Source organism: Ramlibacter tataouinensis, assembly GCF_027941915.1.
Classification (GTDB): Bacteria; Pseudomonadota; Gammaproteobacteria; order Burkholderiales; family Burkholderiaceae_C; genus Ramlibacter; species Ramlibacter tataouinensis_C.
The window spans coordinates 1415555-1437719 of record NZ_CP116009.1 but is presented as its reverse complement, the minus strand read 5'-3'; the positions used below and the strand labels follow the sequence as shown (position 1 = coordinate 1437719).

Sequence of the window (22165 nt, the reverse complement as noted above, 5' to 3'; positions counted from 1 at the left end):
GGCATAACTCGCTGCGCTCCTTCGTCGCGCTGCTCAAACAGATGCCGCCAGTCAGAGCACGGTCGCGCGCCTGCGGCGCGCTGCCCCAGGCCGGAGAAATTTCGCGGCGCCCCACAAATCAGCCCCGCCAGGCGCCGCTCGCCGCGGGAACCGCAGCACGGGTGCAAGCAACCACGACACTTTCTGGGTCCGGCTCGGCACGGTCCTCCCGGCAACCCCGGTAAGACGGCTTCCTGCTTTGAGGCGCCTCAAGCCTCTGCCGAATACTCCAGCGCCAGCTCGCCGTCGGTCTGCGCATCCAGCAGGTCCTCCAGCAGCGGCAGCAGCGCCATGGTCTCCTTCTGGATGTGGCTGACCTGGCGCTCCACCAGTTCCAGCGTGAGCATGCGCAGCCGGTCCCAGGATTCCTCGTCGACCTGGCCGGCGGCGACGAGGCGCACCAGCGGCAGCAGTTCGGCGGCGACCTCGCGGATCGACTGGTGCTCCTCGGTCATCAGCTCGGCCATGGCGCCGTCGCCGGCCTCCGCCATGCGCGGGAACAGGAACTCCTCCTCGAACTGGAAGTGCCGGCCGATGTCGAACTCGATCGCATGCGCGAACCGCTGCAGCAGGCGCGTCAGCTCCTCGGTGGCCGCGGGCGCACGCCCGATCGCCTGCTCGACCCGGGCCAGCAGGTCGAGGTTGGTGCGGTGCTCTTCGTCCAGCATGCGTCCGACTTGGGTGGTGCTCATGTTGCGTCTCCTCGGGAACTTCCGGTCGATCCACGATAGGCACAAGGCGTCGCCGCCGCCTTGACCTTCTTCAATTCCGGGCGGCGCGCAGGCGCCGCAGCAGGTGCACATGGAAGGCCGCGAACGCGCCCGCGCCCGCCAGCCCGACGACCGCGGCCAGCCGCGCCAGCAGCGGCGCCTGCAGCAGCACCGCCAGCGCCAGCAGGCCGAACGCGGCCGCGTGGCAGGCGAAGTGCACGCGCAGCGAGGGCTCGTGGGTGAGCGACGACGCCGTGGGCCCGCGCCGCCGGCCGGCCGCCGCGTGCAGCGCCGCCAGGAACGGCAGGATGCGCTGCATGAAGCCGAGCACCGTGCTCAGCAGCCAGGCCAGCAGCGCCAGCGCGAAGCCGGCGCGCAGCCGCGCGTCGTCGACGCCGGCCCACAGCACGCCGCCCAGCACCAGCGTCAGCAGCAGCGCGCCCCAGCCCAGGTGCAGCAGCACGAACGAGCGGCCGAGCGACTTGCGCATGCCCTGGGTGATCGAGCGGCGCATCAGGACCAGGTGCAGCAGCACGCCGGTGCTGCCGGCGGCCCAGGCGGCGCCGCGCAGCAGCGCCAGGTCCGGCATCAGCACCGCAGCCGCACCCAGCAGCAGCCCCGCCATGACCAGCCCGCCCGAGGCCAGCTGCAGCCGTTCGCTGGGCGTGGGATGCGCCAGCGTGAACATCGGCACCAGGATGTACGACAGCCCCAGCACCAGCAGCCCCATGAAGCCGAACGGGGCGAACAGCAGGTGCAGCGGCAGCAGCTCGGCGCGCGCGGGCGCCGGCCAGCCCTGCCAGCCGGCGATCAGCAGCAGGGCCGACGCCAGCAGCACCAGCAGCGACGCCAGCGCGCCCCAGGCATGCATCAGCACGCCGGGCATGCCGCGCGCCCCCAGCAGGTGGCGCGCCACCAGCAGCGACCAGGCGGCCAGCGCGGCGCCCACGGCACTGCCGCCGGCCAGCAGCCACGATGGCCGCGCCAGCCCCATGCCCAGCGCCAGCAGCGCCAGCCCGCCGCTGTAGAACCACCAGATCGCCGCCAGGGCGCGCTCGCCGACGGGCGCCTGGCGCGTGGCCACCGGCAGCAGTTGGGCGGCGGCGCCCAGCGCGGTCATGCCGAACACGCCCAGCGTCAACAGGTGCAGCCCCGCCAGCGGCCAGCCCAGTCCGCCGGCGAACTGCAGCCAGTCGCCCGGCGCCAGCGCCAGGGCCAGCCAGGCCAGCACGTGGCAGGCGGCCGCCGTGCCGAAGAAGCGCAGCGGCACCGAGGCGGGCAGCAGCCGGCCGCTGGCGCCGCCGAGGAAGGCGCCGCCGATCGCGTTCACGGCCGCACCTCCCAGTCGCGGGCGGCCGTGCACGCGGGCGGGCGGACGGCGCTCATCACGACGGCCTCAGCAGCAATCGGACGTCGCCCGGCGCACCCGGTTGCCGCACGCCCTCCCAGCCGATCTCGGCCAGCTCGGGGTACAGCATCACCGGGTCGCGCTCCAGGTGCACCAGCAGCGGCGCGCGGCGCGCGCCCTGCTGCAGCCAGCGCAGGATGATCACCAGCGGCTGCGGCGGCGGCAGGCCGCGCACGTCCAGGTGCTCGAGGCCGTCCTCGGTCCAGGTCGGGACGGATGCGGCGTTCATGGCAGTGCCAGCGCTTCGGCCGGGGCGGTGCGCCGCGGTGCGGAGCCGGCGCCGGCCGCGTCGCCGATGACGGCGCTGGCGCCGCGCCGCAACGCCCGCAGCAGCGCCAGCATGGTCGGCGCCTCGACCGGCTCGCCGCCGGCGCTCGGCACTTCGCGCGGTTGCAATTGCGCGAACGCGTGCCGCAGCAGCCGGGCGCCGTCGCCGCCGCGGCGGCGCGGCTCGGTCCAGCAGCAGGGCGCCTGGGGCGGCAGCGCGACGGGCTCGGCGGCGCCGGCCGCGCCGAGCCCGGCACGCCACTCCAGCCGCGTGAGCACGCTGTCGCGCCAGGCCGAGGCGTAGCCGGCGCGCGAGGCGGCCAGGATGAAGCGGGCGGGCGCGTGCGCGTCCCAGGGGTCGCCGCGATGGCCCTCGTCGCCTTCGCCCAGCGGCACCGGCACCGCGCCGGCCCAAATCGCGCCGAGGAAGGCGACGCTGCGCTCCAAGCCCGGCGGCAGGCGCAGCAGCACGACCTCGCCGGGTTCCACCCCGAAATCGTGCCAGGCGCCCGCGGCCTGCGCCACTTGCGAGCGCAAGGCGGCGTAGTCCGCGCTGCCGTCGGGGCCGGCCACGGCCGCTTGCGAAGGCAGGCCGCGCGCCAGCAGCAGCGCGGCGGCGTTGATGCGATCGGCGGGTTCGGTCATGGTCCGGGCTCCGGCCGCCCGGCCGGTGGCGGCAGCAGTTCGGCCAGCCGGCGGCGCAGCAGCTTGCCGGTGGGCGTGCGCGGCAGCGCCGGCACCGCAAGCAGCAGGCTCGGCCGCTGGTACGGCGGCAGCGCCGCCGCCCGCTCGCGCAGCACCTGGGCCACGGCTTCGGCCTGGCCGTCGCGCGCCACGTAGAACAGCGCCACGCTGTCGACGCCGTCGGCGTCCGGCACGCAGACCGCGCCGGCTTCCAGCAGGCCGGCGGCGCCGGCGGCCAGCTTCTCTTCCAGCTCCACCAGGTTGACCCAGCGGCCCTTGATCTTGACCAGCGAGTCCTCGCGCCCGGCGAAGCGCCAGCCGCCGCCGGCGGTGCGCAGGAACAGGTCGGCCGGGCAGAAGGCGCCGTCGCGGAAGGTCTCGGCCTGGGCCAGCGGCCGGTCCAGGTAGCCCAGCGCCAGCGTCGACACGCGCAACTGCAGCCGGGTCGGTAGGCCCGCCGCCGCGGCTTGCGGATCGGCCGGCTCGATCTCGACCCCCGGCGAGGGCTGCAGGCCGTCGTCGCCGTCGGCGGCGGTCAGCACCAGCACCAGCGTCTCCGAGGCGCCGTAGCCGTCCAGCATCGGCAGCCCGCAGGCCTGGCGCCAGGCGGCACGCAGGCTGGCCGGCAGGGCTTCGCCGGCCGAGACGCAGCAGCGGACGCCGGCCGCGGCCAGCCGCGGCGCCAGGCCGGCGTGCAGGATCGAGCGGTACAGCGACGGCACGCTCAGGAACACCGTGGGCCGGGTGCGCTCGGCGGTGGCGACCGCCGAGGCCGCCGTCGGCCACTGCGGATCGAGGATGACGGTGGCGCCGATCTTCAGGCCGGCGAACAGGCTGTTGGTCTGCGGGTAGGAGAAGAACAGGCGCGAGGTCGCGAACAGGCGGTCATCCGCGGTGATGCCGACCCGCTCGCGCGAGACCCGCTCGATCTCGTGCACGAAGCGGTGCGCATGGACCACCGCCTTGGGCTTGCCCGAGGTGCCGGAGGAGTGGACCCAGAACACCGGCTCTTCGCCGCCGACGGCGTGCGGCGGCACCGGCGTGGCCGCCGCCACGGCGCGCCGGCCCTCGTCCACCCGCATCACCCGGTCGCACCAGGGCGCCGGCGTGTCCTGCGCGCTCTCGGCCAGGATCACGTTGAAGCCGGCTTCGTCGAGGATGTAGTGCCATTCGGGGGCCGGGATCTGCGGGTTGACCGCCACCGCCACGCCGCCGGCCCAGATGGTGCCGAGGAAGGCCACGACCCAGTCGATGCCGTCGGGCAGCTTGATGGCGACCCGGTCGCGCGGTCGCAGCCCGCGCGCCTGCCAGACCGCCGCGGCCTGGGCCACGCGCGTGCGCAACTCGCCATAGGTCAGCTGCTGGTCGCCGCACACCAGCGCGACGTGGTCCGGCTTGCCCCCGGCCAGCAGCAGCGCGGCCGCGTTGAACGGCGCGCCAGCCTGCGGCGCGGCCGCAGGCACGGGGTCGCCGAACGGCCGGCCGCCGGACAGGCCGGCCTTGCCGGTGCGCCAGCGCGCGTGTTCGGCGGTGAGCAGCGCGACGTGCTCGCGCTCCTCGGCGCCGAGCTCCAGGTACAGGCGCTGCTCGGTCGAGCCGGCCGCGGCCTGCGCCGCGTGGGCGGCGAAGAACGCGGCGGCGCGCTTTTCCAGCCCGATGGCGATGCGGAACAGGTTGTCGGGGTCCTGCGGACGGTGCTCGACTTCGGCGAACAGGGCGGCCCGTTGCACCGGGAACGGCGGCTGCGGTGCGGGCGGCTCGACGTGGTAGCGGCGCGAGAGCAGTTCCATGTGCTCGCCCTCGAGCACGGCCAGGCCGCCGAACAGCGCCCGCATCGCCTGGTCGCCGGCTTCCACGGCCGCCTGCTGGTAGAAGGCGCGCCCGCCCAGTTCGATCTCGAAGGCCATGCGCACGGCTTCCAGCGCGGCGCCCTCGGGACGCGCGTCGTGCCCCGGCGGGCGCAGCACCAGCTTGCCGCCGCACAGCGGGCAGCCGCCGTAGGGAAATGCGAAGCCTTCGCTGACCTTGCCGCAGAGGTCGCATTGCCACTGCGTCGGGGCACCGGCGCAGCAGATCGAGTCGTCACCCGCTTCGTCAGCGTCGGGGGCTTGGCACCGGGGGCAGGACATCGGCGTCTCCTCGATGGTGCGGGCCAGGGTCGAAGCGGCGGATGCCCTGCGTCAGCCGAGGGCCAGTTCGCGCAGCAGCCGCTGCGCGGTCGCGGCCGCCACCTGGCGCCGGTAGTGGGACGGTGTCACCGTGCTGCGCATCGGGCTGGCTTGCTGCTGCACCAGCTTGCCCACCGCGGCCAGCAGGTCGCCGTCGACCGGGCGGCCGGCCAGCGTGCCGGTGCCGGCCAGCAGCACCGGGAACGAGTTGGTTCCCGACAAGCCGATCGCCAGCGAAGCCAGGCGGCCGTCTTCGAGCACGCAGGAGACGGCCACGGCAGCCAGCGGGAAATCGACCGCCGAGCGCACCCGCGCCTTGCGGTAGCCGCACCGCTGGCCGGGCCGGCCGGCCGGCAGGCGCACCCGCGTCAGCAATTCGCCGCGCGCCAGCGCCAGGTGGGCCGCGCTGTCGTCGCGGTAGAGCGCCGGCAGGGGGATCCAGCGCGAGCCGGTGGCCGAGTGCAGTTCCACCTCGGCGCCCAGCGCCAGCAGCACCGGCGCCAGGTCGCTGGCGAAAGCGGCGTGGCAGCGATCGCCCTGCGGCGCGACGTGGCAGGTGTCGCCGCCGCGCTTGAGGCAGTAGCCATTGGCGGCGCGCCACCACTCGCTCTGGTTGTAGAAGACGCAGCGGGTGTCCTGGCACAGGTTGCCGCCCAGCGTGGCGGCGGTGCGGTGGCCGGGGGCCGCGACCTGCCGCGCCGCCTCGGCCAGCGCCGGCCAGCGCTCGGCGAGGGTCCGGTTGCGGCCCAGTTCGGCCAGCGTCAGGCCGGCGCCCAGCAGCAGGCCGCTGTCGCGGCCAACCTCGATCGTTGCCAGTTGCTGCAGCCCCGACAGGTCGACCAGCACCGGCGGCTGCTCCAGCCCACGGCGCAGGTTGGGCAGCAGGTCGGTGCCGCCGGCGACCAGCCGCGCAGCGGGCTCGGCCGCCAGCAGGGCGGCGGCTTCGGCAAGGCTGGCCGGGCGGCGCAGGGTGAACTCGGGCAGGGCGTGCATCAGGAGGCCTCCGGCAGGGTGCGCCTGGCGCCTTGGCGCTTCTGCCCGCGGCGCCGCGCCTGCAGCGCATCGAACAGGCGATCGGGCGTGACCGGCAGGGCCGACAGCCGCAGGCCCAGCGCGTCCGCGATGGCGGCGGTGAGCGCCGGCGGAAAGCCGTGCAGGCCGCCCTCGCTGCCCTCCTTCGCGCCGAACGGGCCGAGCGGGTCCAGGCTCTCGACCAGGGTGACGGCGATCGGCGGCGACTCGGCGATGGTCGGGATGCGGTAGTCGAGCAGGTTGGGCCGCAGGTGCAGCCCCGCGTGGTACTGCGTCTCCTCGCTCAGCGCCTGGCCCATGCCCATCCAGACGGCCCCCTGCACCTGGCCTTCGACCGCCAGCGGGTTGAGGGCGCGGCCGCAGTCGTGCGCGATCCAGACCTGCTCGACGCGCACGGCGCCGGTGTCCTCGTCGACCTGCACCTCCACCACCTGCGCCGCGTAGCTGAAGCCGGCCGTGGAGCCGACGGCGGCGCCGCGGAACTTGCCGCCCTGGGTTTCCGGCGGCGTCGACCAGGCGCCCTTGACGGTGAGGGTGCCGGCGTCGGCCAGCGCCGCCTGCACGCAGCCGGCCCAGTCGAGCGAGCGTTCGGTGCCGGCGACCCAGCACGATTCGCCGCCCCATTCCAGCTGCTCGGGCGCCACCTGCAGGTGCCTGGCGGCGGCCTCGACCAGCACCCGCTTGAGCGCCTCGGCGGCGCGCAGGCCGGCGTTGCCGACCATGAACGACACCCGCGACGAGTAGGAGCCGTTGTCCTTGGGCGTGAGCAGGCTGTCGGCCGACACCACCCGGATGCGCGACATCGGCAGCAGCAGCACCTCGGCCACCACCTGCGTGAGCAGGGTGTTGGAGCCCTGGCCGATGTCGGCGGCGCCGGTCAGGATGGTGATGCTGCCGTCGAAGTCGAGCTTGAGGTTGACCACCGCGTGCGGTTCGCCGCTCCAGTGCACCGGCTTGGCCGAGCCGCTGACGTAGTGCGAGCAGGCCATGCCCAGGCCGCGGCCGGGCGGCAGCCGGCCGCGGCGCTCGTGCCAGCCGGAGGCGCGCTCCACCGCGTCCAGGCACTCGGGCAGGCCGTAGGAATTGACCTGCAGGTCGTTGAGCGTGCGGTACGGCGCCTCGATCAGGTTGGCGCGCCGCAGCGCGAACGGGTCGAGCCCGAGCTGCCGGCCCATCTCGTCGAGCAGCGACTCGAAGGCGAAGCGCACGTTGACCGCGCCGTGGCCGCGCATCGCGCCGCACGGCGGCAGGTTGGTGTACACGCGATAGCCGCGGTAGCGCACCGCCCCGACCTTGTAGAGGGCATGCAGCAGCGCGCCGGCATACAGGATGGTGACCAGGCCGTAGCCGCCGTAGGCGCCGCCGCGCTGCACCACCTCGCAGTCCACCGCAGTGATCTCGCCGCTGCGCTGGAGGCCGATCTTCAGTCGCACCTCGGTGTGCGGCCGGCCGCGGTGGGTGAGGAACACCTCCTCGCGCGTGAGCTCCAGCTTCACCGTGCCACCGGCGGCGCGGGCCAGCGCGCCCGCCACCATCTCGAAGTTGAGCGGCTCGACGCGGTGGCCGAAGCCGCCGCCGACGAAGGGCTTGACCACCCGCACCTGGGCGCTGTCCAGGCCCAGCGTCTGGGCCAGCATCAGGTGCAGGTAGTAGGGCACCTGGGTCACCGAGTGGATCGTCAGGCGCTCGCGCTCGGGCTCCCACTGCGCGATGCTGGCGTTCAGCTCGATCTGGCCGTGCGCGACCTCGGCGCATTCGTAGCGGCGCTCCAGCACCAGGTCGGCGGCGGCGAAGCCGGCCTCGACGTCGCCGAAGTGCTGCTCGACCTGGCGCTCCAGGTTGCCCGGCTTGTTGTCGTGCAGCAGCACGGCGGAGTCGGCGCGCGCGGCGGCGGCGTCGAAGTACGCCGGCAATGCCTCGATCTCCACCTGCACGGCGGCCAGCGCGGCGCGCGCCGCCGCCTCGTCGTCGGCAGCCACGGCGAACAGCGGCTCGCCGCGGTAGCGCACCTTGTCGCGCGCCAGCGGCCACTCGTTCTGGGCGATCGGGATCACGCCGTAGGGCGCGGCGAAATCCTGGCCGGTGACGACGGCGCGCACGCCGGGCAGGGCCAGCGCGCGGCTGGCGTCGATCGAGCGGATCACGCCGTGGGCGACCGGGCTGCGGCCGATCAGGCCGACCAGCGTGGGGCCGACCGGCAGGTCGGCGGTGTAGCGGGCGCGGCCGGTCACCTTCTCGATGCCGTCGACCAGCGGCGTGCGCTCGCCCACCGAATGGGTGGGCGGCGCCACCGGCCGCTGCGGCGCGTGCGGGTCGCGCTTCATGGCCGGGGCTCCGCGGCGGCCTGCACCGATTCGACGATCTTCACGTAGCCGGTGCAGCGGCACAGGTTGCCGGCCAGCGCCTCGCGGATCTGCGCCTCGGTCGGATCGGGCTCGCGCCGCAGCAGGCCCTCGGCCGCCATCACCATGCCGGGCGTGCAGAAGCCGCACTGGGTGCCGAGCTTCTCGTGGAAAGCCTGCTGCAGCCGGCCCATGCGGCCCGACCGCAGCAGCCCCTCGATGGTCTCGACCCGGCGCCCGGCGACGCTGCGGGCCAGCGTGATGCAGGCCAGCCGCGGCTCGCCATCCACCAGCACGGTGCAGGCGCCGCATTCGCCGCCGTCGCAGCCCTGCTTGGTGCCGGTCAGCCCCAGCTTGTCGCGCAGCACCTCCAGCAGCAGCGCGCTGCCTGGCGCCACCACCTGCTGACTGCGGCCGTTGACTTCGAGCGTGAGCACTTCGTGTGGCATTTCAGGATTCCTTTGGCCTGAGGTCGCGCACTCGGACGGCCTTGCCTTGCGAGCGGGCGACGCGGCCGGGCTCGAGCACGCTGACGCGGGTGCTGATGCCGACGTGCACCTTGACGTGGTGGGCCAGGTCGCGGCCCAGGTGGGCGTAGTCGTCGGCGGGCACGCCCGGTTGCGCCTCCACCTCGATGGCCACCTCGTCCAGGATGCCCTCGCGGGTGACCACCAGCTGGTAGTGCGGCGCCAGCATCGCGCGCCCGACCAGCACCGCCTCGATCTGCGAGGGATAGACGTTGACGCCGCGGATGATCAGCATGTCGTCGTTGCGGCCGGTGATGCGCAGGATGCGCGCATGGGTGCGGCCGCAGGCGCAGCGCTCGGTGGTCAGGCGGGTGATGTCGCGGGTGCGGTAGCGCAGCATGGGCAGCGCCTGCTTAGTCAGGGTGGTGATCACCAGCTCGCCGGCCTGGCCCTCGGGCACCGGCACCCCGGTGTCGGGGTCGATCACCTCGAACAGGAAGTGGTCCTCCCAGCCGTGCAGGCCGTCCTGGCATTCGCACTCGCAGGCCACGCCGGGGCCCATGATCTCGGACAGGCCGTAGACGTCGACGGCCTTCAGGCCGATGCGCGCCTCGATCTCGCGCCGCATGGCCGCGCTCCAGGGCTCGGCGCCGAACAGGCCGATGCGCAGCCGGCTGCGGCGCAGGTCCACGCCCTGCTGCTCGGCCGCCTCGGCGATGGCCAGTGCGTACGAGGGAGTCGAGCACAGCACGCGGGCGCCGAAGTCCTGCAGCAGGTCGACCTGGCGTTCGGTGCCGCCGCCGGACACCGGCACCACCACCGCGCCCAGCCGCTCGGCGCCGTAGTGGGCGCCGAGGCCGCCGGTGAACAGGCCGTAGCCGTAGGCGTTGTGCACGATGTCGCCGGGCCGGGCGCCGGCCGCGAACAGCGAGCGCGCCATCAGGTCGGCCCACTGGTCCAGGTCCTGGCGGGTGTAGCCCACCACGGTGGGCTTGCCGGTGGTGCCGGAGGAGGCATGGAGGCGGGCCAGCTGCGCCACCGGCCGCGCAAACAGGCCGAACGGGAAGTTGTCGCGCAGGTCGGTCTTCTTCGTGAAGGGCAGCAGCGCCACGTCCTCCAGCCGGCGCACGTCCGACGGGCGCACGCCGGCTTCGTCGAGCCTGCGGCGCACCGGCGGCACGTGGGCGTACGCGTTCTCCAGCGTGTCGCGCAGGCGGCGCAACTGCAGCGCCGCGATCTTCTCGCGCGGCATCGTCTCCAGTTCGGCGTGCAGGAAGCGCTGCTCGCGGCCGGCTTCGGTGGGACTGGCGGCATCCATGGTGTTGTTGGTCTCTGGTTGTCTCGTTGTCGTCAGTGGGAGGCGGTGTGCACCACCCCGCGCACCGGCATGCGCGGGATTGAATAGCCCAGGTGGTGCGAGGCGCGGGTGATGAGGCAGAACTTGAAGGCGGCGCCGGTGCCCGCGACCAGTGCGCCGGCCAGCGCCAGCGCCGCGGCCGCGACTGGCGAGGCCAGCCAGCCGCTGGCGCCCAGCGCCGCCAGCGTGACCGGCGCGACGGTGCCGGCCCCCAGCAACCAGCGGCCGTTGCGGTCGAGCGCGCGCAGCGCCACCGGCGAGGCGCGGCGTTCCAGCTGGCGCCGCCACACCAGCCACAAGGCCCCGCGCGCGATCGGCATCCCGGCCAGCGGCAGCATGAGGAAGGCTTCCGGGCGCAGCCAGGCGGCCAGCAGCCAGAACAGGCCGATGCCCTCGGCCAGCCCGGTGAGCATCACCAGCGGCAGCGTGAGCGGCGCGCGCCAGGCCGGAATCGCGCGCGCCTCGCGCAGGATCCGCGCCTGGCAGTACAGGAACACCAGCGCCGCGATGCCGGTCGGCCAGGCGCGCCAGGGCATGCCCAGCACCAGCCCGCTGCCCAGCAGGAACAGCACGACCGCGGCGACCGCCTCGCGCGACATCCAGGAGCTGCGCAGGTGGAGGAACACGTTCAGCGCCCGGAGTGGCCGGCCGATCTCCAGCCAGACGCAGAACAGGCCCAGGCCGACCAGCGCCAGCCCGGCGGCCACGATCCAGCGCGCGCCGGGCGTGTCCATCGCGTGCACCGTGGTCACCACGGCCAGCCCGGCGCCGGCGCCGCCGCAGATGAAGTTGCCGGCCGCGCGCCAGTCCCAGTAGGTCTGCAGCCGCTGCAGGGGGTTGGCGTTCATGTCGCGTCCCTCTTGCGGTCCCACAGGTAGAAGAAGCCGGGGCCGGTGCCCGCCTCCTCGTTGATGCGGAAGTGCTGGTTGCGCGCCAGCAGCTGCGACACGTTGCTGTCCGGATCCTCGATGTCGCCGAACGCCAGCGCCTCGGCGATGCAGGCGTTGACGCAGGCCGGCGTGGCCTCGGGGTGCACGCCCGGCTTCAGGCCCTTGTCCAGGCCGCTGTCGATGCGTTCGACGCAGAAGGTGCACTTGGTGGCGACCTCGCGCCGGGCCTCGTCCTCGCGGAAGGCCTCGTTCTCGGTCGGCTGGTCGCCGTAGGCGAACTGTCCGAGCGGGGTCTTGAAGCGCGCCTGGTAGGGGCAGGCGACCACGCAGTAGGTGCAGCCGATGCACAGGTCGTAGTCGATGGTGACGATGCCGTCGGTGCGCTTGCGGGTGGCGGTGGTGGGGCACACGGCCACGCAGGCCGGCTCGTCGCAGTGCTGGCAGCCCATCGGGACGAAGGCGCGCTGCACGTCGGGGAACTCGCCCACCTCGATGTCCAGCACGCGGCGCCACTGCACGCCCGGCGGCGTGGCATTGGCGTGCTTGCAGGCGGCCGTGCAGGTCTGGCAGCCGACGCAGCGCCGCAGGTCCGCGACCATGGCCCAGCGCGTCATGCGGCCTCCTTCAGGCGGCGCAGCGAGACCCGCACGATGTCGGCGCCGGAGCCGGTGGCGTCGGTCAGCTCCAGCTTCATGGAGGTCAGCGTGTTCATGCTGGGGACGCCGAAGTCCCTGGCCAGCGGCGTGTTCCAGTGGCCGAACTGCCCGATGGCCAGCAGCGTGTCGGGCCGGATGCCCTGGCGCAGCACGGCGCGGCCGCTGACGCGGCGCTGCGGCGTGGCGATCTCCACCGGGTCGCCCTCGGCGATGCCCAGCCGCTGCGCAACCCGCGTGTTGATGATCAGGCCCTTGTGGCCGGCGATGTTGTCGGCCACTTCCTTGATCATCTGCAGGCCGACGTTGCCGCCCCAGGCGTACTGCATGCTGCGCGCGGTGAGCAGCCAGAACGGGAAGTCCTCCGGCGTGCCGCCGTCGGCGCGCAGGGACGCGATCCAGGGCGCGCCGAAGTCCTTGCAGGGCGGCAGCGCCTGGTATTCCTTCAGCTGCTCGTCCCACCAGTGCATGCCGTTCTCGTGCAGCCGGCGGCCGAGCTCGGCGCCGACGCGCGCGAGCCGTTCCTGGTAGGGCAGTTCGAAGCGCAGCCCGCGCTCGCCCAGGGTCGGGTAGAGGTACCACTCGCGGCGCGGGAACGGCTTGGTGGCCAGCCCGTGTTCCTTCCACCAGTCGAGGCCGTGGATCTCCCGGCCCTCGGTGAGTTCGGCGCTGGCGGCGCGGCACACGGCGTCCCAGATGACCTCCAGCTCGGGCACCCGGTCGGCCGGCAGCGAGAAGTCGCCGTGCGGGTTCTTCAGCGGCACCCCGGCCGCGCCCTTGTTGATGGCTGCCACGTACCGGTCGGTCAGCCCGGTGCGCGCGGCCAGCTCGGTAGCGATGTCGGTGAAATCGCGCGCCTGGCCGCGCGGGGCCACCGCCGGCTGGCGCAGCGCGAAGCCCTGGTGCTCCCAGAACTGCTCGATGAACTTGGTGGTGCCGATGCGGATCAGCTGCAGGCTCTCCAGGTCCATCGCGTCCGGCAGCAGGACGTCGGCGAAGTGGTTGGTCTCGTCGTGCGTGTAGGCGAACGCCACCACGAAGGGGAAGCGCGCGATCTTCTGCGCCAGCGACGCCGTGTCCCAGAACGAGATCGCCGGGTTGGTGCGGTAGAAGAACCAGACCTCCGGCAGCGTCACGCGCGGCAGCCCCTGGGGCGTCTGGTCCAGGAACATCCACGAGAAGTGCGTCGGCCCGAGCGCCTGGCTCCAGGGGCCGTCGCTGGCCAGCGGCACCATGGTGCGGTAGGCGTTGCGGATGTTGGGCCTGGCCGACCAGTTCTGCTTGTCGGTCGGGTTCAGGCCGAAGTGCATGAAGCCGTCCGGGCCGGGCTTGACGCTCTCCAGCCGCTGCGCCATCGGGCGCGCCAGCCGCACGGTGGTGCCGATGGTGCCGCCGGGCACTTCCAGCGCGCCGACCAGGGTGGCCAGCATGGTGCGGGCCCAGCAGCATTCGTAGCCGCCCCAGCCGTTGTTGACGGTCTTGCCGAGCGTGACCGCCACCGGGCGGTAGGGCATCACCTGGCCGTCGATCTCGATGGTCTGGCCGATGCAGGCGTGGTCCAGGTACTCGTGGGCGATCTGGCGGATCGTGGCGGCGTCGACATCGCACACGCCCGCGGCCCACTCGGGCGTGTAGGGCCGCATGTGCTCGACCATCCGGCCGAAGGCGGTCTGGCCCTCCAGCAGGCCCTCGGCCAGCAGGTCGCCGTCGGGACCGGTCTCGACCGCGTCCACCGTGTAGCGGCCTTCCAGCGCTTCGCGGATGCCGGGCGTGTCATGGGCGCAGGCGGCTCCGCGCAGCGTGTCCCACACCAGCGGCTTGCTCGTCTCGCGCTCGCGCAGGAAGTAGCCGTTGGGCCCGACCAGGTAGGGCGAGCCGGTGCGCCGGCACAGGAACTCGACGTCCAGCTGCTCGCGCCGGGCCTCGTGCAGCATCACCTGGATCAGGGCGTACAGGAAGGCGGCGTCGGTCTTGGGCTTGATCGGCACCCACTGCGCCGAGCAGGCGCCGGTGATCGACAGGTGCGGCTCGACCTGTACCCGCTTCATGCCGCGCACGCGGGCGCGCGAATGGCGCCAGATCCCGGCGACGCCGCTGGAGGCCTCCATGTTGGTGCCGCAGGAGATCAGGTAGTTGCACAGCGGGGTGTCGGGCGCGACGATGAAGGCGCGGTGCCAGAACTCGCCGTACAGGTGTTCGGAGTGGTAGCACTTGACGCCCTGGCCCGAGCCGAAGCCCATGTCCACCGGCCCCCAGGCCGACAGGAAGGCCGGGAAGGTGCCCATGTACGACTGCGGGGTGCCGCCGCCGCCGAAGCTGGCCGCGACCTTGGGGTAGCCCGATTCGTCGGTCAGGCCCTCCTCGCGCACCTGGTTGAGCTTGCCGGCGATCAGCGCCATCGCCTCGTCCCAGGCGATCGGCACGAAGCCCGGATCCTCGTCGCGCCCCTTCTTCGGGTTGGTGCGCTTCATGGGCGTGAGCACCCGGTTCGGGTTGTAGGTCTTCTGGATCAGCCCGAAGGCCTTGACGCAGACCTTGCCGCCGCCCGGGTGCACCTCGGCGGCGCAGAAGTTGGGCTCGACCTCGGTCGCCACGCCGCCCTGCACCTTGACGGTGAGCAGGTCCGGCCCGGCCACGCACTGGTAGCAGTACGTGGGGACCTTGCGGGTGGCGGCCTGAGCCGTCATGGGAAGACCTCCGTGCTTCGCACTGCGGTGCGAGCGTCTTGGGGCGGCCCGGCGACGCTCATGCCAATCCTGCTTTGGCCGCCTTGGCGGCCAGCCGCTGCTCGGTGGTGCAGACGTCGACGATGAAGCGGTGGTGGGTGGCGCGGCAGATCGGCTCGACGCTGTCGCTGCCGGTGATGCTGAAGGTGGCGGCCCGGCCCTTGAGCGCGGTGAGTTCCACCTCCAGCGTGACCGCCATGCCCTGCAGCGTGGCGGCGGTGTGGTCCAGCTCGATGCGGGTGCCGACCGAGTCCTCGCCCGCGTCCAGGTGCGGCAGCAGCAGCTCGCGGCAGGCGACCTCGACGTCGCGCACCAGCATCGGCGTGGCATAGACGCGGGCCTTCTCGCCCATGAAGTCGATGGTGCGCTCGCGCGTGACCTCGAAGCGGGCGGTGTGGCGCAGGCCGGGTTGCAGGCTGGGTTTCATGGTTCCTTCTCTTTCCGTGGGGTTCAGGCGGCGGCGCCGAGGTAGGCCTGCTGCACCGCGCGGTCGGCCAGCAGGTCGCGGGCGGCGCCGGCCAGCACGATGCGGCCGGTTTCCATCACGTAGCCCCGGTCGGCGACGCCGAGCGCGGCGCGGGCGTTCTGGTCCACCAGCAGGATGGTGGTGCCCAGCTTTCGCAGGGCGGCGATGCGCGCGAAGATCTCCGCCACCAGGCGCGGCGCCAGCCCCATGCCGGGCTCGTCCAGCAGCAGCAGGCGCGGCCGGGCCATCAGCGCGCGGCCGATCGCCAGCATCTGCTGCTGGCCGCCCGACAGGTTGCCGGCCGCCTGCCGCCGCTTGTCGCGCAGCACCGGGAACAGGGCGTAGACCGGCTCCAGCTCGTCGGCCTTGCCGCGGGCGAAGGCGCCGAGCCTGAGGTTGTCTTCCACCGACAGCGGGCCGAACACCTGCCGGCCCTCGGGCACCTGCACGATGCCCAGCTGCACGCGCTGGCGGGCATGGCGCCGCGCCAGGTCCTGGCCGTCGAAACGGATCGATCCGCCGCTGGCCGGCTGCACGCCGGAGATGGCGCGCAGCAGCGTGGTCTTGCCGGCGCCGTTGGCGCCGACCAGCGCGACCAGCTCGCCGGCGTCCACGCGCAGGCTGACGCCGCCCAGCGCGGGGATGCGGCCGTAGTGCGACCGGAGCTGCTCGACTTCAAGCATCGGCCGCCTCCGCTTGCGCTGCGGGCGCGGTCTCGCTGCCCAGGTAGGCCTCGATCACGCGCGCATCGCGCGAGACCTCGGCCGGCGTGCCCTCGGCCAGCTTGCGGCCGTGGTCCATCACGAACACGTGGTCGGACACCTCCATCACCAGCGCCATGTTGTGCTCGACCAGCACGATGGTGGTGCCGCCCTCGGCCAGGCGCTGGATCAGGGCGTCGATCTCGCGCGCCTCGGTGGCGTTCAGGCCGGCGGCCGGTTCGTCCAGCAGCAGCAGCTTGGGCTGGGCCGCCAGGGCGCGGGCGATCTCCAGCCGCTTGAGCGCGCCGTAGGGCATGGCGTCGGAGGGCGAGTCCTCGAAGCCGGCCAGGCCGACCTGGCGCAGCAGGTCGCGGGCGACGGCGCGGCACTCGGCCTCGGCCCGCACCAGGGCGCGCGTGCGCAGCAGCGAGGCGGCCAGCGAGCAGCGCTCGCGCAGGTGCCGCCCGGTCATCACGTTCTCCAGCGCCGTCATGTTGAAGAACACCTGCAGGTTCTGGAAGGTGCGGCCGATGCCGCCGGCGGCGAAGCGGTGCACCGGCTGGCCGGCCAGCTCGATCCCGTCGAGGCGGATCGAGCCGGCGCTGGGGCGGTACACGCCGCTGAGCATGTTGATCAGGGTGGTCTTGCCGGCCCCGTTGGGGCCGATCACCGAATGCACCGCGCCCGGGGCGATGCGCATCTCGACGTCGGCGACCGCGTGCACGCCGCCGAAAGCCTTGGACAGGCCGCTGACGTGCAACAGGCACGGGGCGGCGGTCATGGTTTTCTCCCGGCCCAGCGGCGCGCGATGCCGGGCACCAGGCCCTCGGGGAACAGCACCATGGTGGCCACCAGCACGGCGCCGAAGACCATCATCTCGTAGTCCTTCAGCACCGTGAGCACCTGCGGCAGCATGGTCAGCACGGCGGCGCCGATCACGGCGCCGAACACCGAGGCCATGCCGCCGAACACCACCATGATCACCAGCTCGACCGAGTGCAGGAAGGACGACTTGGCCGGCGTGATGAAGCCGGCGTAGTGCGCCGCCAGCGCGCCGGCCAGCGCCGCCAGCACCGCCGACAGCGTGAACACCTGCAGCTTGAAGCGGGCGCTGTCGATGCCCAGCGTCTGCGAGGCGACCTCGGAGCCGTGCAGCGCGCGCAGCGCGCGCCCATTGGGCGAGTCGATCAGGTTCAGCGCCAGCCACACCGTGGCGACCAGCAGCGCGCCGGCGATCCAGTACCAGACCTTCTCGCCCTGCACGATGAGGCCGAACAGCACCAGCGGCGGCACCGGCATGCCGTCGGGGCCGCCGGTGATGCGGTCCTCGGTGGTCAGGCCGATCGAGATGATCACGCCCAGCCCCAGCGTCGCCATCGCCAGCGTGTGGCCCTTCAGCCGCAGGGTGGGGCGGCCGATCACGTAGGCCAGCGCGCCGACCGCGGCGCAGGCGCCCGGCAGCGCCAGCCACACCGGCACGCCCCAGCGCGAAGCCGCGATGGCGCTGGCGTAGCCGCCCAGGGCGAAGAAGCCGGCATGGCCCAGGCTGATCTGGCCGGCATAGCCGATCAGCAGGTTCAGCCCGACGCAGACGATGCCGTTGAGCGCCACCTGGATGGCGACGTCCCAGGCGTAGTTGTTGGGCAGCGCCAGCGGCAGCAGGGCGACGATGGCCGCCAGCAGCAGCGTGCCCCCGCTGCGCGGGTGCGCGGCCCAGTGGCGCGGCGCCACGGGTTCAGACACGGTCGCTGTGGCGTGCACCGAGCAGCCCTCCAGGCAGGAAGAACAGGACGGCCAGGATCACCACGAAGGCGATCGCGTCCTTGTAGGCGGATGAGACGAAGCCGGCGCCCAGGCCTTCGAGCAGGCCCAGCACGACGCCGCCGAGCACGGCGCCGGCGAAGCTGCCCAGGCCGCCGAGCATGGCGGCGGCGAAGCCCTTGAGGCCCAGCATGATCCCGGCGTCGTAGGAGGTGAAGGCGATCGGCGCGATCAGCACGCCGCCGATGGCGCCCAGCGCCGCCGCCAGGCCGAAGCTGGCGAACAGCACGGCGCGGGTGTTGATGCCCACCAGCTGCGCGGCCAGCTTGTTGTAGCTGGTGGCCAGCATCGCCTTGCCCGCCAGGGTGCGGCCGTAGAAGGCGCCCAGCGCCAGCACCGCCAGCGCGGCGCCGCCCATCACCCATAGGCTCTGCGGCAGCAGGGTGGCGCCGAAGAAGGCGATCGGCTCCTCGCCGGAGAAGCCGGGCAGGCGGAACACGCCCTTGCCCCAGACCAGCTGGGCCAGCCCGCGCAGGAACAGCGCCACGCCGATGGTGATGATGATCAGCGTGACGGTGCCGGCGTTGCGCGCCGGCGAGACCGCGACGCGCTCGATCAGCAGCGCCACGACCACCGAGGCGGCCACCGCCAGCGCGATGGCCAGCGGCAGCGGCACGCCCATGGCGAGGAAGCTCACCGCGCTCATGCCGCCGACCATCACGAACTCGCCCTGGGCGAAGTTGATCGCGCCGCTGGCGTTGAACACGATGGCGAAGCCGAGCGCCACCAGGGCGTAGATCGCCCCGGCGGTCAATCCGCTGGCGATGAACTGGAGCCAGGCGGAAGTCACTTGATCACCTCCGTGCTGCGCACTGCGGTGCGAGCGCCTTCGGGCGGCCGTGCGGCGCTCATTGCCGGGGTCCTCGGGGGGCGGGACGGGCCTACTTGACCAGCGACCAGTTGCCGTCCTTGACCTCGAGCATGCGGAACGCGCTCAGGTCCAGGCCCATGTGGTCGGCGGCCGACATGTTGACCACGCCGCCGGTGCCGACGTAGCCCTTGGTCGCCTCGATCGCGTCGCGCAGCCTGGCCTTGTCGGTGGACCTGGCTGCCTTGATGGCGTTCACGGCGATCATCAGGCCGTCGTACGCATGGCCGCCGAAGGTGGAGACGTCGGACTTGAACTTGTCCTCGTAGGCCTTGCGGTAGGCCACCACCACGGGCTTCTGCGCGTCCTCGGCCGGCAGGATGTCGGACACCAGCAGCGCGGCGGCGGGCAGGCGCACGCCCTCGGCGGCCGGGCCGGACAGCTTGATGTACTCGCGCGAGGCGACGCCGTGCGACTGGTACAGCGGCAGCGCCAGGCCGACCTGGCGGTAGTTTCGGGTGACGATCGCCGGGCCCTGGCCGAAGCCGGCGTTGAGCACCGCCTGCGCGCCGCTGCCCTTGATCTTGGTGAGCTGCGCGGTCATGTCGGTGTCGGTGGCGCCGTAGGTCTCGTCGGCCACCAGGTCCATGCCGTACTTGGGCGCGACCTTCACGCACTCGGCGCGCATCGACTTGTCGAAGCCGCCGCTGCCGGAGATCAGCGCGACCTTGGACAGGTTGCGCGCCTTGATGTCGACGAAGATCTTCTCGCACGCCATGCGGTCGGTGTGCGGGGTCTTGAACACCCACTTCTTGACCGGCTCGATGATGGTCACGGCGCCGGCCAGCGAGATGAAGGGCGTGGACGACTGCTCGGCCAGCGGCATCGCGGCCATGGTGGTGCCGGTGGTGGAGCCGCCGACGATCACGTCGACCTTGTCCTGCTCGATCAGGCGCTTGGCGAAGGTGCGCGCCTTCTCGGCGTCACCGGCGTCGTCGTAGGAGAACAGCTGCAGCTTGCGGCCCAGCAGGCCGCCTTCGGCGTTGATGCGATCGACGTACAGCTCGAGCGTCTTGAGCTCGGGGTCGCCCAGGAAGGCCGCCGGCCCGGTGACCGAGAGGAAGGCGCCGATGCGGATCGGCTGCTCCTGCGCGCCGGCGCTGCCGAAGCCCGCCACGCCGCACACGGCGAGCGCAGCGCCCGCCACCTGCCGGGCCAGCGCCCGGTTGAACCTGAACATGCCCATGCCGTTGTCTCCTGTGTTCGTTGCCCGCGGCTGAATGGAGTTCGCCGCAGTGCAGGGCATTCTGGTAGCCTGATGCCGTAATTCCTTGATCTGGCATAAGCTTTCCCGGAGTCCCGCCATCGCCATCCGCCACGCCCCCCCGGCCGCTGCGCGCGCCACCGCGCGGCGCCCCGCGCCGCCGCCGATACCGCCGAGCTCGGGAGCCGTCACCGTGCGCGCCGTGCGCCGCGCCGACCTCGACCAGGTGATCGCGCTCGACGCCACCGTCACCGGGGTGGAAAAGCGCAGCTACTGGGAGCGCGTGTACCGCCGCTACGGCCATGCGCCGCGCGGCGAGCAGCGCTGGTTCCTGGTCGCGGTGGCCGGCCGCGACGTGGTGGGCTTCCTGATCGGCGAGGTGCGCGACTGGGAGTTCGGCTCGCCGCCCTGCGGCTGGGTGTTCGCCATCGACATCGACCCGCGCGTGCGGCAGGCCGGCATCGGCACGCGCCTGCTCGGCGCCCTGTGCGATGCGCTGCGCGCCGCCGGGGTGCGGCAGCTGCGCACGCTGCTGGCCAGCGACAACACGCTGATCCTGTCGTTCTTCCGCAGCCAGGGCATGATGGCCGCGCCGATGATCCCGCTGGAGATGGACGTGCAGCCGGCACCGAGGGCGCGCCGGTGAAGCTGCAGGTCAACACCCTGCTGGCGTTGTACAGCGTGCTGGAGTTCGCGGCCGACCCGCAGCGGCACATCCCGGCCTCGGAGATCGCCGCCAAGTACGGCGTGTCGGCGCACCACCTGGCCAAGGTGCTGGCCGAGCTGGCGCGCGCCGGCGTGGTCGAGTCGGTGCGCGGTGTCGGCGGCGGCTACCGCTTCGCCGCCAATGCGAAACGGCTGACGCTGATGGACGTGATCGGGCAGTTCGAGGACATCTCGTCGGTGCCGCACCGGGGCGCCGGCGAGGCGGTGGCTCCGGCCGACCGGGCCATCTCGCAGGTGCTGTCCGAGATCGACCAGATCGCGCGCGCCACGTTCAGCTCGATCACCATCGCGACGATGCTCAAGCTGGTGCAGAAGGCGGGTTGACGCCGCATCGGCGACAGCCATGGACATCGTCGTTCCGCGAGGAGGGATCCAGCGCAACGCGCTGGCGGAAACCGGCGTTACGTCCGGGGCGCGCGGCGGACGGCGCCTGCCGCTGCCTCATGGTGTGACGGCCCTGCACGCTTCGCTCGCAGGGCTTCCCGCGAAATTTCTCCGGCCCGGGGCGGGCGGCATAACTCGCTGCGCTCCTTCGTCGCGCTGCTCAAACAGATGCCGCCAGTCAGATCACGATCGCGCGCCTGCGGCGCGCGGCCCCAGGCCGGAGAAATTTCACGGCGCCCCACAAATCGGCCCCGTCAGGCACCGTCCGCCGCGGAGACCGCAGCGCGGGTGCAAGAACCCATTCGGCTGGGTGGCCTGGAAAGCGGGCGGGCTCATGACACAGGCTTGAGATACCTCACGGCGCCACCTGCCCTTCGTCCGGCTGCGCCAGCCGCAGCAGCCAGCGCCAGCCCTCGTCCACCTCCGCCTGCAACGCGTCGATGTCGGCCTGCGACATGCCGCGGTAGCGCTTCTGCACGGCCAGGTAGTCCGCCACCGGCCGGTTGCGCGCCGTGTGGTTCAGGGTGTAGCGGTGGCCGTCCTCGACCTCGTACAGCGGGAAGGCGCCGCACTCGACCGCATGGCGTGCCGCGCGCAGGCCGGCGTCGTCGTCCAGGCCCCAGCCGTCGACGCAGGGCACCAGCAGCGTGAGGATGCGGAAACCGCGGATCGCCTTGGCCTTGTCCACCTTGCGCAGCAGGTCGGGCAGGAAGCCGATGCTGGCGGTGGCGGCGTAGGGCACGCCGTGCGCGGCCATGATGGCCGTCAGGTTCTTCTTGCGGGTGGGCTTGCCGACCGGCGTGGAGCTGGTGCGGGCGTAGCGCGGCGTCGACGACGACTTCTGCGCCCCGGTGTTCATGTAGCCCTCGTTGTCCAGGCACACGTACAGGATGTTCTCGTTGCGCTCGGCGGCCGACGACAGGCACTGCAGGCCGATGTCGTAGGTGCCGCCGTCGCCGGCCAGCACCAGCACGTGGGTGTCGTGCTTGCCCTGCGCGTCGAGGGCGCGGCGCAGCCCGGACGCGGCGGCGGCGCTGGCTTCCAGCGTCGGTTGGTAGACCGGGATCTTCAGCGAGCTGTAGGGCTGCGGCCCGGCGATGATCGCCATGCACGACGGCGGGATCACCGCGACGGCGTTGGTGCCGATGCGGGCCAGCACGTGGCGCACCGACAGGGCGTCCATGCAGCCCGGGCAGGCGGCATGGCCGGAGCACAGCATCGGGTCGGCAGCGGGTGCGAGGGCGTGCATGGT

General features: G+C 72.9%; 21 protein-coding genes. 2 read left to right on the top strand and 19 right to left on the bottom strand.

The window, feature by feature from the left end:
- Nucleotides 1-248: 248 nt before the first annotated feature.
- From PE066_RS06755 to PE066_RS06670, 18 genes are all read right to left on the bottom strand, one after another.
- Entirely contained in the window at nucleotides 249-731 is a 483-nt protein-coding gene (locus PE066_RS06755; protein WP_271235791.1) for a hemerythrin domain-containing protein, read from the bottom strand.
- Nucleotides 732-801: 70 nt separating this feature from the next.
- Nucleotides 802-2079, bottom strand: a complete 1278-nt coding sequence (locus PE066_RS06750) for a hypothetical protein (protein ID WP_271235790.1) — start codon at nucleotides 2077-2079, stop codon at nucleotides 802-804.
- Between the two features lie 55 nt (nucleotides 2080-2134).
- Complete coding sequence (locus PE066_RS06745) at nucleotides 2135-2386, bottom strand: DUF2249 domain-containing protein (RefSeq protein ID WP_271235789.1); 252 nt, start codon at nucleotides 2384-2386, stop codon at nucleotides 2135-2137.
- Nucleotides 2383-3069, bottom strand: coding sequence for an AMP-binding protein (locus tag PE066_RS06740; protein ID WP_271235788.1), 687 nt, complete (start codon nucleotides 3067-3069; stop codon nucleotides 2383-2385). Before PE066_RS06740 ends, PE066_RS06745 begins: the two co-directional genes overlap by 4 nt.
- Nucleotides 3066-5237 (bottom strand): AMP-binding protein, encoded by a 2172-nt coding sequence (locus tag PE066_RS06735; RefSeq protein ID WP_271235787.1) that lies wholly within the window; start codon nucleotides 5235-5237, stop codon nucleotides 3066-3068. The genes PE066_RS06740 and PE066_RS06735 overlap by 4 nt, the downstream gene beginning before the upstream one ends.
- A 51-nt stretch (nucleotides 5238-5288) precedes the next feature.
- On the bottom strand, nucleotides 5289-6269 hold the full coding sequence (hcrB, locus tag PE066_RS06730; RefSeq protein ID WP_271235786.1) for a 4-hydroxybenzoyl-CoA reductase subunit beta: 981 nt from the start codon (nucleotides 6267-6269) through the stop codon (nucleotides 5289-5291).
- The gene (hcrA, locus tag PE066_RS06725; RefSeq protein ID WP_271235785.1) at nucleotides 6269-8632 is read right to left on the bottom strand and encodes a 4-hydroxybenzoyl-CoA reductase subunit alpha; all 2364 of its coding nucleotides are present in this window, start codon (nucleotides 8630-8632) and stop codon (nucleotides 6269-6271) included. Before hcrA ends, hcrB begins: the two co-directional genes overlap by 1 nt.
- On the bottom strand, nucleotides 8629-9099 hold the full coding sequence (locus tag PE066_RS06720; RefSeq protein ID WP_271235784.1) for a (2Fe-2S)-binding protein: 471 nt from the start codon (nucleotides 9097-9099) through the stop codon (nucleotides 8629-8631). The genes hcrA and PE066_RS06720 overlap by 4 nt, the downstream gene beginning before the upstream one ends.
- Nucleotide 9100: 1 nt before the next feature.
- Nucleotides 9101-10435 carry a phenylacetate--CoA ligase family protein gene (locus PE066_RS06715; RefSeq protein ID WP_440480584.1) on the bottom strand — a complete coding sequence of 445 codons (1335 nt, stop codon included), beginning with the start codon at nucleotides 10433-10435 and terminating at the stop codon, nucleotides 9101-9103.
- Between the two features lie 32 nt (nucleotides 10436-10467).
- The gene (locus tag PE066_RS06710) at nucleotides 10468-11322 is read right to left on the bottom strand and encodes a DmsC/YnfH family molybdoenzyme membrane anchor subunit (protein ID WP_271235783.1); all 855 of its coding nucleotides are present in this window, start codon (nucleotides 11320-11322) and stop codon (nucleotides 10468-10470) included.
- Entirely contained in the window at nucleotides 11319-11978 is a 660-nt protein-coding gene (locus PE066_RS06705) for a 4Fe-4S dicluster domain-containing protein (protein WP_271235782.1), read from the bottom strand. The genes PE066_RS06710 and PE066_RS06705 overlap by 4 nt, the downstream gene beginning before the upstream one ends.
- Nucleotides 11975-14704: a molybdopterin-dependent oxidoreductase gene (locus PE066_RS06700; RefSeq protein WP_271235781.1), complete on the bottom strand. Its 2730-nt coding sequence runs from the start codon at nucleotides 14702-14704 to the stop codon at nucleotides 11975-11977. The genes PE066_RS06705 and PE066_RS06700 overlap by 4 nt, the downstream gene beginning before the upstream one ends.
- Before the next feature lie 58 nt (nucleotides 14705-14762).
- Nucleotides 14763-15170 (bottom strand): thioesterase family protein, encoded by a 408-nt coding sequence (locus tag PE066_RS06695; protein ID WP_271235780.1) that lies wholly within the window; start codon nucleotides 15168-15170, stop codon nucleotides 14763-14765.
- A 23-nt stretch (nucleotides 15171-15193) separates the two neighbouring features.
- Nucleotides 15194-15892 carry an ABC transporter ATP-binding protein gene (locus PE066_RS06690; RefSeq protein ID WP_271235779.1) on the bottom strand — a complete coding sequence of 233 codons (699 nt, stop codon included), beginning with the start codon at nucleotides 15890-15892 and terminating at the stop codon, nucleotides 15194-15196.
- Nucleotides 15885-16691, bottom strand: coding sequence for an ABC transporter ATP-binding protein (locus PE066_RS06685; protein ID WP_271235778.1), 807 nt, complete (start codon nucleotides 16689-16691; stop codon nucleotides 15885-15887). Before PE066_RS06685 ends, PE066_RS06690 begins: the two co-directional genes overlap by 8 nt.
- Entirely contained in the window at nucleotides 16688-17653 is a 966-nt protein-coding gene (locus PE066_RS06680; protein ID WP_271235777.1) for a branched-chain amino acid ABC transporter permease, read from the bottom strand. The genes PE066_RS06685 and PE066_RS06680 overlap by 4 nt, the downstream gene beginning before the upstream one ends.
- On the bottom strand, nucleotides 17646-18521 hold the full coding sequence (locus PE066_RS06675) for a branched-chain amino acid ABC transporter permease (protein WP_271235776.1): 876 nt from the start codon (nucleotides 18519-18521) through the stop codon (nucleotides 17646-17648). The genes PE066_RS06680 and PE066_RS06675 overlap by 8 nt, the downstream gene beginning before the upstream one ends.
- Before the next feature lie 91 nt (nucleotides 18522-18612).
- A complete protein-coding gene (locus PE066_RS06670; RefSeq protein WP_271235775.1) occupies nucleotides 18613-19785 on the bottom strand; it encodes an ABC transporter substrate-binding protein in 1173 nt (390 codons plus the stop codon).
- Between the two features lie 211 nt (nucleotides 19786-19996).
- Here PE066_RS06670 and PE066_RS06665 point away from each other — a divergent pair, with 211 nt between their 5' ends.
- Together PE066_RS06665 and PE066_RS06660 are read left to right on the top strand one after the other, a co-directional pair.
- The gene (locus PE066_RS06665; protein WP_271235774.1) at nucleotides 19997-20449 is read left to right on the top strand and encodes a GNAT family N-acetyltransferase; all 453 of its coding nucleotides are present in this window, start codon (nucleotides 19997-19999) and stop codon (nucleotides 20447-20449) included.
- Nucleotides 20446-20853: an Rrf2 family transcriptional regulator gene (locus PE066_RS06660; RefSeq protein WP_271235773.1), complete on the top strand. Its 408-nt coding sequence runs from the start codon at nucleotides 20446-20448 to the stop codon at nucleotides 20851-20853. Before PE066_RS06665 ends, PE066_RS06660 begins: the two co-directional genes overlap by 4 nt.
- A 415-nt stretch (nucleotides 20854-21268) precedes the next feature.
- Here PE066_RS06660 and PE066_RS06655 read toward each other — a convergent pair whose 3' ends face one another.
- Nucleotides 21269-22162, bottom strand: coding sequence for a thiamine pyrophosphate-dependent enzyme (locus PE066_RS06655; protein ID WP_271235772.1), 894 nt, complete (start codon nucleotides 22160-22162; stop codon nucleotides 21269-21271).
- Nucleotides 22163-22165 lie beyond the last annotated feature (3 nt).